This is a genomic window from Helicobacter fennelliae (assembly GCF_900451005.1).
Classification (GTDB): domain Bacteria; phylum Campylobacterota; class Campylobacteria; order Campylobacterales; family Helicobacteraceae; genus Helicobacter_B; species Helicobacter_B fennelliae.
The window spans coordinates 1,797,067-1,812,367 of the sequence record NZ_UGIB01000001.1; the positions used below are offsets into that span (position 1 = coordinate 1,797,067).

Below are 15,301 nucleotides of genomic sequence, written 5' to 3' on the forward strand. Positions count from 1 at the left end.
TCAAACCTAAACATAAGCATTTCTTTGCTATTATTTGGATTCCAAACAAAAAGGTGTATCCAAGGTATGAATAAGGTATGAATGCTGTTAAATTACTCAAAAAACATAATATAGCCATTACTGATTTACGACTTGAAATGATTGATTTACTTGCGCAAGCCAAGCAGCCCTTAAGCTTTGAAAACTTCAATCTCAATGCCAATAAAACAACATTTTATCGCAATATGGAACTCTTTACACAAAACAATATCGTGATAAAATCCGAGATGAATCGCAAATTTTTCTACGAGCTTGCCAACCACGCAAAAGCACACTTTGTCTGCGATGTATGCCACCAAATCAGCGATATTGAAATCCCAAAAATCAAAGGCAAAATCAAAAGTGTCGTCATCAAAGGAATCTGTCAGGATTGCAACAAATAATGAATACTCAAATCATCACCCAAAATGGCGAAATCACCACAAAAGAAGATCTCATCAAAGAAATTGAAAATATCCTCAATCGCTTTGATTTAAACGCGCATTCTAAACCCTATCACTCAAGCATTGATCCACACATTATCCAAGCACTCCCAATAGATGCCCTCATCTCTATCCGCAACAATCTCTTGCACTCTGATGAAAAAGCATTGCAAGATTTTAAGCATTCACTCACAAAGAAAGAATCCTCAAAAACTCCACAAAGCTAAGATTCTGCGCCAAAATATAGCGATAAAACACTCCGCGCAATCGAGGCGGAATCTTATGCTGCCTCATAAGATCTTTGAAGTCATTTGGTAGTTTTGGGCTTGATTGTGCTTGCAAGTTTGATTGCAAACTTGATTGATTAGGATTGTGTTGATTTGGCTTACACTGGTGATTTTGCTTTGCGATGATGAGCTTATCATTACATTTGGCGATAATAAAGCCTTTTTTATTTGATTTACCACCTCCTATTTCGCAATCAAAATGCCTCTTTAGAATCTCTTTGCGCTGTTTTGATGAAATCATATAGCCCATTTTTTTGCAATACACATCAATGCAATCTAACGCCTGAATCTCATTTGTCGGCGCATAAACGATAAAAGCCCCATAATCCTTGTTCTCACACGCAAAAAACAACTCTTTTTCTTCTTGCAAAATCTCAAAACTCCGCACAAGCCCAGCAGAAAATCTCTGCACAAAAGCATCTGAAAAATGCGCCCTGATAAAATTACGCGCTATGCGCTCATCAGTATTGCTCTCATCAATAAAAAACTTCAAATCACATTCTTTGCAGAATCTTAAAATCTCACTTTTTGTAATCCAAAGCATAGGTCGGATAATCTCATATCCCTCGCGCTTTTCAATCCCATTAAATCCAAGAAGATTGCGCATACCAACGCCCCTTGAGAGCTGCATCAAAAACCACTCAAAGCGATCATTAAAATGATGAGCAAGAATGAGGTGTGTATAATGATGTGTGTGGATAAGATTCTCAAAAAATTCATACCGAAAATTGCGCGCCAAACACTCAAAATTAGACTCAAAACTCGGCGCAAGCGAGACAAAACATTTTTTATTATGCGCTTTGGCTAATTGCTTGGCGTAAGAGACTTCACTTTTGCTCTGCGCGCGCACACCATAATCCACAATAGCAATATCAAATGCCACGTCTTGTGCGACAAGCGCATAAAAAAGCGCGACAGAATCGCTTCCTCCAGAGAATCCAAGCAGATTAGATCCATTGCGTAATTTCTCAATGTATTTAAAATTATTGATACATTTAGATTCTAGGATATCCAAACTATCGCCTTAATTAGAATCTAAAATAGATTTTTTGCCCTTGATTTTGCGTAATCGCTCCACTTCTTTAAACACCTGCACAACCGCCTCAAAGAGCATTCCGGGAATCTCTTGATTCAAATCCACTTCCTTATATAAGCTTCTTGCAAGCTTTGGGCTCTCAATAATTTCAATATCATTTTGGCGCGCAATGTCTTTAATCCGAATAGCTAAATGATCAATTCCCTTAGCCACAACCATCGGTGCTTCATGCTTGCCACGTTCAAATGCCAATGCAACCGCATAATGCGTGGGGTTTGTAACAACAACTTGCGCGCTAGGAATCGCACTCATCATTCTACTCATAGCATTTTTACGCATAATTTGGCGCATTTTTGCTTTGACTTCTGGATTTCCTTCATGCTGGATTAGCTCGTCTTTGACTTCTTGCTTACTCATACGAAGTGATTTGATGTATTGTCGTCTTTTTAGCAGGTAGTCTGCAAATGCCATAACGCTAAACACACCTATCATCGCTCCGATGAGAATCAGACATTTATTGCGCCACCATAAAATCTGATTCATCATGCTTAAATGCGCCACGCCCTCAATCTCATGCAAAAACCCGATAATAATAATCCCGCCGACAATCAAAGCAATAAGCACTTTAAGCGTAATCATTCCGCCATCGATGAGTTTTTTGATAGAAAATACATTTTTTATACCACTAATTGGATTGATTTTACTTAATTTTGGCTTGATAGCCTTGATAGTAAGCAAAAACCCAAACTGCATTGTATTGCCGATTATCCCTGCAAATAGCAAAAACCCAAACACAGGCAAAATCATGATCCCCGCCACACTAATCAAACTCCAAAAAATACTCACCACATCGCTTATGGTTATATCTTGCTTTGGAAAAGTAATCATATAAATATAAATGCCACGAATGCTTTTTACCCAAAATGGAAAAATCACAAACAATGCCATAAGCCCAACAAGCATTAAAATAACCCCGCTTACTTCAGGGCTTTTTGCGACATTGCCTTCTTGTCGTGCTTTTTGGATTTTGTGCTGCGAGGGGGCTTCTGTTTTTTCTTGTTCGTCTGCCATATATTATTCACACACTCTAAGCTCATTATAAAGACTATCACGCTCAACTGCGATAAATCCGGCATTTTTGATTTGAGCGACAATCTCATCAAAAGACGCTCCATTTTTGGATTTTGAACCACCGGCAGATTGGATACTTTCATTTTCTATCGTTCCGTCCATATCATCTGCGCCAAATTCTTGCGCTACTAATGCCAAATTCATTCCCAAAGTCGCCCAATACGCTTTAATATGTGGAATGTTTTTAAGCACAATGCGCGCGATAGAAATCGTTTTTAAAATTTCTTGTCCGCTTGGAAACTGCTTGATATTTAAGAAATTATTTTCTCGCTGATACAAAAGTGGAATAAATGCATTAAATCCGCCATGTTTAGATTCTACGATTTGAGAATCACACTGCGTGCGCGCAAGACGCAACATATGATCGATTCTGTGCTCTCTATTTTCGATATGTCCAAATAGCATCGTCGCATTACTCATTTTGCCGATTGAATGCCAATACGAATGGATCTCTAGCCACCTTGTAGAATCCACCTTACCCTTGCAGATACGACGACGCACTTCCTCATCAAAGATTTCAGCCCCACCTCCAGGCATAGAATCCACCCCTGCAAGCACCATATCTTCAAGCACTTTTTGGTAGCTTTTTGCAAATTTTTTGGAGAGATAATGCACTTCAGCAGCTGTCATTGCTTTGAGATGGATATTTGGGACAGCTTTTTTGACTTCGCTAAAACAGCTCAAATACCACTCATAACTATAATTTGGGCTATGGGCTGATACGATATGCACTTCTTTTGCCCCGCGCCTGTATGAGGCAAGGGTTTGAGAGATGATCTCATCAATTGTCATTTCGTATGGATTTGGATTTTTTCTACTCGCAGAAAACGCACAGAATTTACACACATCAGTGCAAATATTTGTCGGATTAATGTGGCGATTCATATTAAAAAATACTTTTTTATCGTATTTGCTTGCGCGGATTTGATTTGCTGCTTCACCTAGAGTAAAAATATCATAATCATAAAGAGCACTCAAAGTTTTTGCATCAAATTCCTTGCCCTCTAGCACTTGAGCTAAAATATCCATTTTCTCTCCTTTTTAAAGCTTGCATACGATTATATGCGCTTTACAAGATTCTGCTACCAGATTTTCACTTCAGTTTTTGTTGTTTTATACAAACTCTCTGCCGAGCCATCGATTTCATATTCAATGCCAAATCCATATTTAATCGTTGCGATTCCAGTTTTTTTGACTGAGACATTTTGATATGCGTCTTTTGTGATTGGCAGTGATCCTACATTTGCCCTTGATTTTGGCGGAATCTTTTTTTGTAGATTCTGCTCAGATACTAAATCACCATCCATATATAGCGCACCATAAGTAATAGTGATAAAACTATCTGTAAGATTTGTAATCGTTAGACTCACACTTCCAGATCCTACCTTAAACGCACTGCTTGTGATTTGAATATCGCGGTTTTGGGTTGTCATTCCGGGCACATTGACATTGCCTAAAATATATCGCGCAGGCGTATCTCCGGTATTATTGGCTATATCCATATCTCCGCCATAGCTCATAAGCAAAGCGATCATTGCAGGGTTACGCGAAGTTACAGCATAATGAAGAGCGGTATTGCCACGAATAGAATCTTGTATATTTGGGTTAGCATCATATTTTAGCAAGGCTTGCGCGAATTTGTAATTATTAAATTGCACGACTTTATGTAAGGCTGTCTCACCATGAGAGATCGCATTGACATCTGCGCCTCTTTTGAGTAAAAGATACAAAATATCCATATTGTTTTTGCGTGAAGCATCATATAATGGCGTGCTTCCTCGAAGTCTTGCATTGACATCTGCGCCTAGATCGACACCTTTTCTCACATCAGTGTAATTATTGCTAAACAACAAATAATCATAGCGATTTGCCATACCCAAAACAACAACACATATCCATAAGCAAAAAATCCTTACTCCTACTTTCATGCATTACTCCTCAAATGTTTGTGGGCTAAGGTTTTGATTTTTTGGTAAATCACCTTAAAATCAACCCCATAAGTCCGACACTGACTGATAGTTGTAAAAAAATTTGTATCTCCTTCATATCGAGGCACCAAATGTATATGCAAATGCTGCGGTATTCCAGCACCTGCTACTTTTTTGATATTTATACCATAATTCACCCCTAAACTACCAAACTCTTCTAAAAGTGCGATACATTTTTGTGCTATATCATTTAAATGCCCCCACACTGCGCGATCAAGAGATGTAGGCGAATCAATATGATCATGAGGAATAATCAAAAAATGCCCGGGCGTATAAGGATAGCGATTCATCACACAAAAACAAATCTCATCTCTATAAAATACGAAATTCTCCTCATCTTCTTTGGGATTTAGTGAAATCTCGCAAAACACACAACCCTTAAGCTCCTCTTCAAAATACTTTGCCCGCCAAGGTGAATATATATGCTCCATAATCACTCCTAAATATAACTTGGTGCATCATTAGCAAAATACACTAAACTTCCGCTTGTAATCATACCTTTGAGCACATTTTCAAGCTGACTCTTATCGCGCGAAATCACTTTTTGGATATGCAAATGCGAAGATAGTAAGTTTGAATTCCTATCGCCTGTAATAATAGCCAAATCAAACACTTTATTAATCGCTTCAGCAAGCTTGATATTTGATTCATCATCGCTTTCGATAAGTCCGGGCGTAACGATAAATTTCCTACCCTCAAACAGCCCACAAAGCCGAATGCCTTCAAGCATTCCATTAAGATTACCATTGAATCCATCATCAATGATTGTTTTGCCATTTGAGAGAGAAAGATTAAAGCGATGAGGAATGGGGGTGAGCTTTTTGACTGCTTTTTGGATATTTGAGAGTTTGATCCCAAAATATTTCGCAAGCATAATCGCCACAGCGATATTTTCGACATTAAACCGCCCCAAAATATAAGTCTCAAACAATTCCCATTTGCCATCTATCTCCATTTCAAAGCTCGTCTGCTCCAAAGTCGCATTGATATTGCGTAATTTCAAAGGATATGGCTCTATGAGTGCTTTTTTTGCTTCGCTTAAATCTTGCGGAATTGGATTTTTGGCATAGACAAATGCTTTTTTGAGATTGTGAGATTCTAGTAGTTCAAATTTTGTTTTTACAATCTTTTCAATCGTTTTAAAATACTCAATATGCGCCTTGCCGATCTCACCAATAACTGCTACTTGCGGATTGACTAATGTAGCGATTTCTGAAATATCGCCCTCTTGCCTCGCACCCGCTTCGATGATATACATATCTGTGCCAAAGTTTAAGTTATTATTAATGTCTGCAACAATGCCTTTTAGGGTATTGATACTTCGCGCTGTGGTGTGGATATTATAATACCCCTCAAAAATCTGTGCGACAAAATTTTTGATACTTGTTTTGCCAAAGCTTGCTGTAATGGCGATGATTTTAAGCTCAGGCATAAGTGCGAGCTTGTCTTTGACTAGAGCGATAAAATTCCTCATCAAAATATCCTCAAAAATCTTTCCAAACACAAGCGCAAAGACAAAAGACAACAAACAAAGATAATACAAACTCTCAACTTGAAAAATAAAAAATATCAGCTCATTAATCAGCATAAATACCAAAAGAATCACAAAAAACCGACACACTCGTTTTGTGAAAACCACGCGTTTATCAAGCTTTGCTGCCCAATATATCAGCATAGGAATATACACCAAATACAAATAAATATAAAAAACAATTCTCACATCAAACCAAAAACACACAAAAAACATAACAACAGGACAAACAAAATATATCAAATGCCACGAATATTTGTGGTGCTTTGTTATCACGCGCCAAATATCGTAGTTATACCATTGCAATAGTGTGATTGAATAATACGAAATAGCAAACACAAACACAAAAAGCGATACGATGTCTAAAATCGATAAATAATTCATTATTGCTCCTATTGCAAGATGATAAATTCTGTAAATGGGCGTTTAGATTCTGATTCTGTGTGGCTGATGTGGCTCACTTCTGCGCGCTCTGGTCCTTGTGCTAAATGCTTTAAAAACTGCTTCATATCAGATTCTTCACCTTGCGCAAAAATCTCCACACTTCCGTCTCTAAGATTTTCTGTTGTGCCGGTGATATTGCATTCTATTGCTTTAGCTTTTGCAAATTTCCGATACCCAACCCCTTGCACCTTGCCAAATACCAGAATCTGCAAATGCAAAAAAGGCTTTGTGCTTTGGTTATAGATTTGATTATACATGGCTTGAATCATATCTCCTTGCTTAATGAAAAAATAATGATCCCCCTCCAACACAAAAAAATAACTTCCCTTAATCAGCCTAGCGATTTGCTCCCCGCAAGATAAAGGCGTAGCCCTATCTTGCCTCCCCCAAAAAATGCTGACTTTTTTTGTCGTTGTCGCAAACACTTCACTAAAATCCTCATTCACGACATTTTTAAATATCTCATACATTATCGGACTTAGATTGTGCGCATCTTTGCTTCTTAAAAATGGAAGTTGCACCCTAAAAAACTTCGCTATTTTAGCAAGATAAATCTTAATTTTCACACTCAAATGTTTTGGCATAAGAATCCCCGCTGAACTTAGTAAAACAACTTCTTTAGCTTTACTTAGCATAGCGACTTTGCCTCCAAAGCTATGCCCAAACACAAGCACAGAATCTAAATGCAAAGATTCCATAAAAATATTTATAATCTCTGCATAATCTTTTGTGCTTAAAAACACTTCATTTGGACTCTCTCCAAATCCGGGCAGATCGATATAGTAATGATTAAAATCACAAAACACCCTCTCAAATGCAATACTCATCACTTCTTTATTGCTTCCCCAGCCATGCAAAAACACGATATTTTTTTCTGCATTGTTATTGATTTTGCGATATGCGATCTCAAAACAATGCCCATTATAAGTGATTTTACGCAATGCCATGATGATATTCCATAATGATTTATCCTCTTCAGATTCTATGTTTGTTTTTGTGCGCTTTAGCTTTTATTTGCCTTTGGCGTGCTGGATTTGTAGCACATATTTATAATCCACCTTAATGGGTCGCTTTCGCGGAAGGCTTTGTTGCAAATCCTGTATCACTTGCATAAAATCCTCAAACAAATAATGCGCGAAACTTCCGGGTATCGGATTGATTTCATTTAAATACACACAATCATCAATCACAAAAAAATCACACCGAATCAGCGCACCACAAAACACATCGCCATAAATTTTCTTAAATGCCTCTTGTATTTTAGATTCTAGCTCAGGGCTGATATTTGCCCTTACTACCTGCTCTGTGCGCGAAAAGTCAAGATATTTATCCTCAAAGCCTAGCAAATCTTTTTTTTGTGGCTCTTCAATAAGTGAGAATCTAAATTCCCCATTTGACATTTTGTATCCTGCGAGATTGTATTCTAAAACCCCCTTATAAAAAGGCTCGATGAGAATCTCATCATCATAGCCAAACGCAGAATCTAGCGCGTATTCCATTTCGCTTTGCTGAGAGACGACACTCACACCAATAGAGCTTCCAAGTCGCGCGGGCTTGATTATAAATGGATAAGGCAGGCTTGGCTCTACATCATCTTTGCTTGTGAAACGCTCATATTCTAGGCATTTGATTCCATTTTGTTTGGCATATATTTTTGTCAAGATTTTATTAAAGCTTATCGCGCAAGCCTCTATCCTTGGACCGATATAAGCGATTTTATAAAAATCAAGTAGCGCGCTTATGCTTCCATCTTCGCCATCTGCGCCATGGATTAAATTTATAATCACGCCCGCATCGCTCAAAACCACCTCTTTACCCAAAAATCCCTCACTATAAAAATACCCCACTTTAAGATGCAGCTTTTTGTGCTTTTTATACGCGCCCGTCGCAAAAGTACTGGATTTCATCTCTTGTGTAGGAATGAGATAAAACTGATGTGTAGAATCTAAAAAAATAAAATATTTTACTTTATCTTTTAGAATCTTTTTGAGGCTTACTGCGCTAACAATGCTTATCTCATGCTCAAAACTCAACCCCCCAAACAAAACACTTACACTCAAAATCTACTCCTTATATGTTATTTTTCTTACAATCCCAAATAAAAACTACATTAAATCTCAAATCAAAAATCCCAAAACCAAAAATCTAAAGTATATCCAAAAATCAAGTGTTTTTTTCACTTTCGACTTTGATTTTGGGTTTCCAAAAAGTCCAAAGAAGTTTGATGGCTATGCTAAATACAATCCCTTCAATCATCGCTGCTAAGATAAATGAATAATACACATCTTTGGTGATTGCACTCCAATCATAAGCGATTTTGGCAGTGGCTACCAAAAATGTCAGTGGCATAGAATCACTCAACGCAAAAAGCGTTACATCTTTGGTATGCTGAAAATATTTTCTAAACGCAATATGCGCCGCACACAAGCGGATAACAATCATTCCAAACGCGATATATAATCCATAGAGCGCAAATCGTGGATTCTGAAGTATGAGCGCAAAATCAAGCGTGCTTCCGACATAAATAAAAAATAATGGCACAAAAAACCCAAACCCAACATCATTGAGTTTATGCACCAATTCATGCTTATATGAAAAAAATATCGCTACAATCATTCCTGCCAAAAACGCCCCAAGTGCCGCCTCCAAATCCAAAAACAACACCACAGAAATCAGCAAAATAAACAACATCATCACAAAGCGAATGTCTTGATTGCTTATATCATCATAAGGCATGATAAAAAGTTTGAGCTGTGGAAACCACCAAAACAAAATCTTAAACACCCAAAAAATCCCAATAATCCCCATAATAAAAATAAACAAAATCAATAGATTCTGATAGAGTTGCAATGAATTACCATAATGATAAAATCCGCTAATAAGCGTCAAAACCGCAATACTAACAATCTCGCCGACCACGCCCACGCGCAATGCAAGCTCAAGCCATTGCTTGTCTTTGCCATAATCTTTGATAAGCGTCATAATCATACCAAGACTCATCACAGGAAATGCGGCGATGAAAATTTTGTCAAGATGAAGCACAAGCACCACACTAATAGAAATCCCATACAGCACGACAAGATAAATAATCACATTTTTGATAAATTTTCTACCAAGGCGCACAAATCCGCGCAAATCCACTTCCATTCCACACAAAAACATCAAAAACAAAAAGCCAATTTTTGCCATTACACTTAGCACTTCACTTTGACTAAACCAGCCAAAATAAATCCCAAAACACCCCAAACACATCTCAACGACGACAATAGGAATCCTGCTTGCCTTGCTGATAAGCGGCGCAAGCGCGATAAAAATCGCAATCACACTAAAATTTAAAAATGTCTGAAGCAATACCTCTTCCATTATGTCAATCCTCCTAACTCAAATCCTTATAAATCATATCTTGTATTGTATTTTTGCTTATTTAGCTTTGCTTATGATTTATGCTTTTGTTTTATCGCCAAGTCCATTACCACGCGCCAAATCCTCCAATACACGCAATAATGCCTGTGGATAAATCTGATATTCTAATGTATGGATTCTATGCTCAAAATCTTGCAAACTCTCGCCTGCGATTTTTGGAATTTTCTCTTGCAAAACCATCTCTCCAGAATCTAGATTCTCATCGACAAAATGCACGCTCACCCCGCCAAAATCCTCACTTCCCAAAAAGCTATCTCTAATGGCATGCGCGCCTTTGTATAAAGGCAAAAACGACGGGTGGATATTCATAATTGTAAATTGCTTTGTGATTTCTGCCCCTAGAATCCGCATAAATCCAGCCAAAACAACCAAATCAATGCGCGCTTTTTGTAGCACCTCACTTATCGCCTCATCAAATGCTTCTCGCGTGTGATAGTCTTTGTGAGAGATGATTTGAGTTGGGATACCTAGATTCTCGCACCGCTTAAGCCCATAGGCGTTTGGATTATTACACAGCCCAAGTGTAATCGCCACTTTTAGCCCAATAGATTCTAGCTTATCTTTGGTAGAATCAAGCCTTAAAAATTGCGCGATATTTTCTAAATTACTGCCATTGCCACTAAATAAAATCGCGATATTGATGTGTTTCATAATAACTCTTTTTGTTTTTTAGGTTGTCATATTTTCATTCTAAATCTTGCCAAAAACCTAATAAATCTAGAATCTAGGACAAAAACTTTGCCACCATCGTCATATCTTAAGGCTTACTAAAGAATCTAGGCTTTACTTTTGTAGAATTTGTTTTTCTGGATTCTTCAGTCGTGCATACGCACTCCCTCAGAATGACGAAGCATTTTAGAATCTAGATTCCAAAATGTGCTATTATACCAATTTTTTTACGAGTTTTTTGAGGTGATATTATGCTAGCTTTTATCATTATCGCTATTGCGGTGATTATTTTTATCCTCTGGGGTGCGAGCTTAGGCTTTTTGACACAAAGTCGGCTTCAATCCATGCAATCACAAATCGCGGAACTTAAATCTCAAATCAAAGCCTTACAAGACGCAGAAAAAACGCAATCCTCGTAATCCTTACAACCTACGCAAACCACAGAATCTATCACAACTATACCTTCGCAAAATCTAGATTCTCACCAAACCAAAGAATCAAATCTAGCGCAAAATCTTAATCCTACACAAAGCCAAACCACAACAAAAGAATCCGCCCAAAACACAAGCACAAAATCCACACAAAGTGCCTTATCCAAAAAGTCAAGCCCCAAATCAAGCCTCAATTCAAACCTTTTATCGCCATTTTCTTTTGAGCAGATTTTCACCCAAAAAGCTATGGTTTTTATCGCCGGAGTTTTTTATCCTTGCAGCATTTTCCTTATCCGCTACTCACTTGAAAACAACCTCCTCACGCCATTTGCTAGAATTATTCTTGGAATTGTGTTTGGCTTTATTCTTGTGATAAGCGGAATCCTTATACAAACCCAATCAACCCAAAACAACGCTCGCACCTCGCGCATGAAAATAAAGATAACAACACTTGCTACTTACATTCAAATCTCACGCTTTAAGGCTTTATTTTCACGCACCAACCCCTCACAAACTAAAAGTCTGCAAGACTCCAAAGCTACATTTTCCAAAATCTTACCAACCTCACTTGCCACAATCTCTCAAACCCTCATTGGATCTGGCGTTGTCATGCTGTATTTTGCATTTTATGGTGGATACAAAATCTATGATTTTTTCGGCTATTTAGGCTATTTTGGTGCATTGAGTTTAATAAGTCTTATGGCGTTGGCTCTTTGCCTATATCGCGGGATTATTGTCGGTATATCTGGCATTATTGGTGGATTTTTGACGCCGTTTTTATTGCAAGGCAATGAGCCAAACTTGCTATTTTTATTTGGGTATTTGAGCGTATTTTATCTCTTAGGTTTGTTTTTAGCCCTAAAGCAAATCCTCTACACTCATAATTCTGGCAAGCTGCTTTATGCTACTATACACATTTTTATGCCTACATTCTATGCCACTTAACACGCAAAATTTCATCATCGTGTTTTTCGCACTTTGCGCTGTATTTCTCTCAACTACTCTAAGTGCGCCATTTTTTGCGCCACATTTCAATCATCACAAATCTATCACACAGATTGTTTTATTTGCCTTGATCGCTCTAAGCATCATTGAAGTGGGCTTTCTCTCAAGCAAGATCCATTACATACAAATAGATGATGAAATGACTGCACTTGAGCTGTGCTTTTTGGCGATTTTAAGCCTAATTGCACTTCTTTTGCCTAGAATCCAATGTTTTTTAGATTCTGCTAGCACGCATTTTGCTAATTTTACCAACGTTACAAATCACACTACAAGCGATACTTCATATTATTCACACACTACGCAAAATCCACAAAATAGCTCTCAACATAGCCTAAATGCCTACTTTTCGATTCTGCCAATACCTTTTGTGTTTATGATGAATATCTGCGTATTGTTTGTCATGCGCTCATTTTGGCTCATCTCGCATTGGTTTATTATGTGTGCGTTTATCGGTGGATTTACACTTGGCGTGTGTATATATTTACACAAATCCCCTACAAATACCCAAAAAATATGGTATTTATGGATACTTTTTATTATTGGGCTTGGATTTTTGATACTTGATATGAGCTTTGGTGATTTCCTAAGTAGCGCACAATACTCCATAGCTCCGATATTTTTTATCCTTCTTGCTGTGTATATGTATTATTTCATAGCTTTTCAAATCGCCAAAATTATGCCATTTACCACTTCTGCATTTGCACGATTTACACAATTTACCAAAATAACTTCACCAACGCCCGCTTCATCTGCATTTATGCCATATGATTCTGATACATACATATTGCCAAAATCTCTCAAATCCCTTGATTTCTTGCTTTTACCAAGCATAGCGATAGGATTTTTCTCACTTACCCAAATCCAAATCCTCCCACATTTCCTAGAATGGCACAACATCGGAGCGTATTTTGGATTCTGCTTGTGCGCATTGGCACTTGCCAAAATGGGTAAAAGTGCATTCCTTCCGTTGCGAGTAAGATATTTTGAGTGGATTTTTATCGCGCTTTTTGTGATTGTATTTTGGGAGTATTATTGCTATAACGATATAGATTCTATTATCCAAATATGTGAAGCTTTTTAACTATCAATACCACGCAAGCCCTCACATTATCTACGCTACCCACACTATCATTGGCAGAATCTATATTATTTTTATCGCCCTAAGCTTTGCGCTCTATATCCTCAAAAACGATTTCAAATCAAGCTTGCTCACATCAAATCACAAATCAAGTGATTTTGGGCACAAACGCCTCATTATTTTATGCTTCTTATCAGCACTCTTGTGCTTTTTGTAGTCGTGGTGAAGCTTGCGACTTTGAAGCTTTTTGCGATATGTGAGATTGGATTTATCCCATCAGAGATTGCTGATACATTTATTTTTGGCTTGAGTACTCTTGGAATTACAAAGCTCTTTACTAACCCACAAATCGCGCACTACACAATCTCTCAATCCACCCAAAAAGCTCTTTATGTAAGCTTTATTGTGCTTATGACAAAATGCCTCTATAATCTCATATCTTTACGCTCATCGCCCAAAACCCGCTTATAACGCCAATCTACACAGAATCTAGCGCGCAACTTTATGTGTATATGTATGTGATTGTGTGTGGTTTTGCGCTTGAAAGTGCTATCATCTGGAATCTAAAAAGTGCGTTTTTCACTCTCTCCATCTCATTTGACACAAAACGACATCAAGTATATCAAACGCAACAAGCCCAACAAGCACAAAATCCTGCCCAAAACCAGCTTATACAAAATCCACAGAATCCACAACGCCCGCAAACACAACATTTACAATATCCACAAACCCCGCTCAAATGGATTTTTGTCGCATTTGATGTGCTGATTTTTGTCATGGGATTATGCGCGATTATTTTGAGCGTGCATTTAGCCTTTGGGCTTTCAAATGACATTATTATCAATTTTGATAACACCACAATCAACCCTCAAATGTTTGAGAATCTAGATTCTGCATTTAATGCTATATTGGCGATTGATTTTAATGCGATCTCCTCTGGAGAGCTTTATGCTTATTCGGTGGTATTTGTGCTGTGTGGCGCGATATTGCTTGGAATCTATCTTTTAGAACCTATGCTGAAACCCAAGCATACTCAAAGTGTCAATACCAAAAGCATTGATGTATGTAGATTCTATTCATTAGCCCTTTTTATCATCGCCGCATTTAAGGTATTTTTCATCGATACAAGCTCTTTTGGCTCGCTATCCAAAATCGGACTTTTTGTCTTCATTGGGATCGGATTTTTGGGTATTTCGTATGTGTATTCTCGATTTGTATTCAAAAAATCATAGATTCTAGTTTCCATGAGATCCAAATCCTCTCTTTTTGCTTCTTTTTGCAGATTGCTTCGTTTGGCTTATCTTGTTTTATTTTGGCGACGCACAATATAGTGCGACTCACTTGGTTTTATCTTGCGCCAAAGCTTTCAAAACTACAAAAATAAGCTAAAAATAGAGAATTTCTTTACGCGCCATTGTGTTTGCATAGATTCTAGATTCTATGATTAATTTCACAAGGCAAATTTATTTTACCCACTAAAATCTAAAGTTTTTTGCTACAATTACAAGTTTGATTCTAGCTGAAGGAGACTTACAAATGATTATTGATGAGAAGCTTTTAGACAAACTACAAAGGCTTACAATGATCCAAATATCACCACAAGAAAGAGAGAAAGTAGCGCAGAATCTCAATGATATTTTGGGCTTTGTCGAGAATCTAGGAAGTATCAATACCGATAATATCACGCTTACAACCGACAAAAAAACGCCGATGAGAGAAGATATTATCCATGATGCCAATATCGCCAAAGATGTGCTAGATCACGCGCCAAGCGCGCAAAATGGATTTTTCTTAGTGCCAAAAATCATAGAGTAAGA

20 protein-coding genes and 1 pseudogene are annotated in these 15,301 nt (G+C 37.6%); 9 read left to right on the plus strand and 12 right to left on the minus strand.

The genetic code is table 11. From position 1 onward, the window contains the following. Window positions 1-77 precede the first annotated feature (77 nt). Both DY109_RS08905 and DY109_RS08910 read left to right on the plus strand, forming a co-directional pair. Window positions 78-422, plus strand: a complete 345-nt coding sequence (locus DY109_RS08905) for a Fur family transcriptional regulator (RefSeq protein WP_023948480.1) — start codon at window positions 78-80, stop codon at window positions 420-422. Continuing rightward, on the plus strand, window positions 422-688 hold the full coding sequence (locus tag DY109_RS08910; RefSeq protein ID WP_023948481.1) for a hypothetical protein: 267 nt from the start codon (window positions 422-424) through the stop codon (window positions 686-688). The genes DY109_RS08905 and DY109_RS08910 overlap by 1 nt, the downstream gene beginning before the upstream one ends. Here DY109_RS08910 and tilS read toward each other — a convergent pair. The 11 genes and pseudogenes from tilS to purN form a co-directional block, all read right to left on the minus strand. Continuing rightward, window positions 651-1,763, minus strand: coding sequence for a tRNA lysidine(34) synthetase TilS (gene tilS, locus DY109_RS08915; protein ID WP_023948482.1), 1,113 nt, complete (start codon window positions 1,761-1,763; stop codon window positions 651-653). The genes DY109_RS08910 and tilS overlap by 38 nt on opposite strands. 9 nt (window positions 1,764-1,772) lie before the next feature. Then, window positions 1,773-2,855, minus strand: a complete 1,083-nt coding sequence (gene flhB, locus DY109_RS08920) for a flagellar biosynthesis protein FlhB (protein ID WP_023948484.1) — start codon at window positions 2,853-2,855, stop codon at window positions 1,773-1,775. A gap of 3 nt (window positions 2,856-2,858) precedes the next feature. Then, complete coding sequence (gene mqnE, locus DY109_RS08925; RefSeq protein WP_023948486.1) at window positions 2,859-3,944, minus strand: aminofutalosine synthase MqnE; 1,086 nt, start codon at window positions 3,942-3,944, stop codon at window positions 2,859-2,861. Window positions 3,945-3,997: 53 nt separating this feature from the next. Next, window positions 3,998-4,843 carry an ankyrin repeat domain-containing protein gene (locus DY109_RS08930; RefSeq protein WP_023948488.1) on the minus strand — a complete coding sequence of 282 codons (846 nt, stop codon included), beginning with the start codon at window positions 4,841-4,843 and terminating at the stop codon, window positions 3,998-4,000. Then, window positions 4,840-5,334 carry an HIT family protein gene (locus DY109_RS08935; RefSeq protein WP_023948490.1) on the minus strand — a complete coding sequence of 165 codons (495 nt, stop codon included), beginning with the start codon at window positions 5,332-5,334 and terminating at the stop codon, window positions 4,840-4,842. Before DY109_RS08935 ends, DY109_RS08930 begins: the two co-directional genes overlap by 4 nt. 8 nt (window positions 5,335-5,342) lie before the next feature. Next, window positions 5,343-6,818, minus strand: a complete 1,476-nt coding sequence (locus DY109_RS08940; RefSeq protein WP_023948492.1) for a Mur ligase family protein — start codon at window positions 6,816-6,818, stop codon at window positions 5,343-5,345. 8 nt (window positions 6,819-6,826) lie between these two features. After that, window positions 6,827-7,135, minus strand: coding sequence for an acylphosphatase (locus DY109_RS11720; RefSeq protein WP_200864630.1), 309 nt, complete (start codon window positions 7,133-7,135; stop codon window positions 6,827-6,829). Continuing rightward, window positions 7,115-7,825 (minus strand): annotated as a pseudogene (locus DY109_RS08945) (alpha/beta fold hydrolase); the annotation flags it as partial. The gene DY109_RS11720 and the pseudogene DY109_RS08945, both read right to left, overlap by 21 nt. A gap of 63 nt (window positions 7,826-7,888) precedes the next feature. Further along, on the minus strand, window positions 7,889-8,938 hold the full coding sequence (locus tag DY109_RS08950) for a D-alanine--D-alanine ligase (RefSeq protein WP_023948494.1): 1,050 nt from the start codon (window positions 8,936-8,938) through the stop codon (window positions 7,889-7,891). Window positions 8,939-9,041: 103 nt separating this feature from the next. Further along, entirely contained in the window at window positions 9,042-10,241 is a 1,200-nt protein-coding gene (locus tag DY109_RS08955; protein ID WP_023948495.1) for a cation:proton antiporter, read from the minus strand. A 78-nt stretch (window positions 10,242-10,319) separates the two neighbouring features. Beyond that, window positions 10,320-10,952 carry a phosphoribosylglycinamide formyltransferase gene (gene purN / locus DY109_RS08960; RefSeq protein WP_023948496.1) on the minus strand — a complete coding sequence of 211 codons (633 nt, stop codon included), beginning with the start codon at window positions 10,950-10,952 and terminating at the stop codon, window positions 10,320-10,322. A gap of 269 nt (window positions 10,953-11,221) precedes the next feature. Here purN and DY109_RS11575 point away from each other — a divergent pair, with 269 nt between their 5' ends. Then, window positions 11,222-11,389, plus strand: coding sequence for a hypothetical protein (locus tag DY109_RS11575; protein ID WP_023948497.1), 168 nt, complete (start codon window positions 11,222-11,224; stop codon window positions 11,387-11,389). A 62-nt stretch (window positions 11,390-11,451) separates the two neighbouring features. Here the strand turns inward: DY109_RS11575 and DY109_RS08965 are convergent, their stop codons facing one another. Beyond that, window positions 11,452-11,637, minus strand: coding sequence for a hypothetical protein (locus DY109_RS08965; RefSeq protein WP_023948498.1), 186 nt, complete (start codon window positions 11,635-11,637; stop codon window positions 11,452-11,454). Window positions 11,638-11,647: 10 nt separating this feature from the next. Between DY109_RS08965 and DY109_RS08970 the strand changes: the two genes are divergently transcribed. From DY109_RS08970 to gatC, 6 genes are all read left to right on the plus strand, one after another. Continuing rightward, window positions 11,648-12,346, plus strand: coding sequence for a DUF2339 domain-containing protein (locus DY109_RS08970; RefSeq protein ID WP_023948500.1), 699 nt, complete (start codon window positions 11,648-11,650; stop codon window positions 12,344-12,346). Beyond that, window positions 12,303-13,487 carry a hypothetical protein gene (locus DY109_RS08975; protein ID WP_147291184.1) on the plus strand — a complete coding sequence of 395 codons (1,185 nt, stop codon included), beginning with the start codon at window positions 12,303-12,305 and terminating at the stop codon, window positions 13,485-13,487. Before DY109_RS08970 ends, DY109_RS08975 begins: the two co-directional genes overlap by 44 nt. Beyond that, window positions 13,474-13,701: a hypothetical protein gene (locus DY109_RS08980; protein WP_023948504.1), complete on the plus strand. Its 228-nt coding sequence runs from the start codon at window positions 13,474-13,476 to the stop codon at window positions 13,699-13,701. The genes DY109_RS08975 and DY109_RS08980 overlap by 14 nt, the downstream gene beginning before the upstream one ends. Then, window positions 13,668-13,955 carry a hypothetical protein gene (locus tag DY109_RS08985; protein ID WP_023948505.1) on the plus strand — a complete coding sequence of 96 codons (288 nt, stop codon included), beginning with the start codon at window positions 13,668-13,670 and terminating at the stop codon, window positions 13,953-13,955. Before DY109_RS08980 ends, DY109_RS08985 begins: the two co-directional genes overlap by 34 nt. Before the next feature lie 41 nt (window positions 13,956-13,996). Then, complete coding sequence (locus DY109_RS08990) at window positions 13,997-14,716, plus strand: DUF2339 domain-containing protein (protein WP_115737840.1); 720 nt, start codon at window positions 13,997-13,999, stop codon at window positions 14,714-14,716. A 304-nt stretch (window positions 14,717-15,020) separates the two neighbouring features. After that, a complete protein-coding gene (gene gatC, locus DY109_RS08995) occupies window positions 15,021-15,299 on the plus strand; it encodes an Asp-tRNA(Asn)/Glu-tRNA(Gln) amidotransferase subunit GatC (RefSeq protein ID WP_023948508.1) in 279 nt (92 codons plus the stop codon). Window positions 15,300-15,301 lie beyond the last annotated feature (2 nt).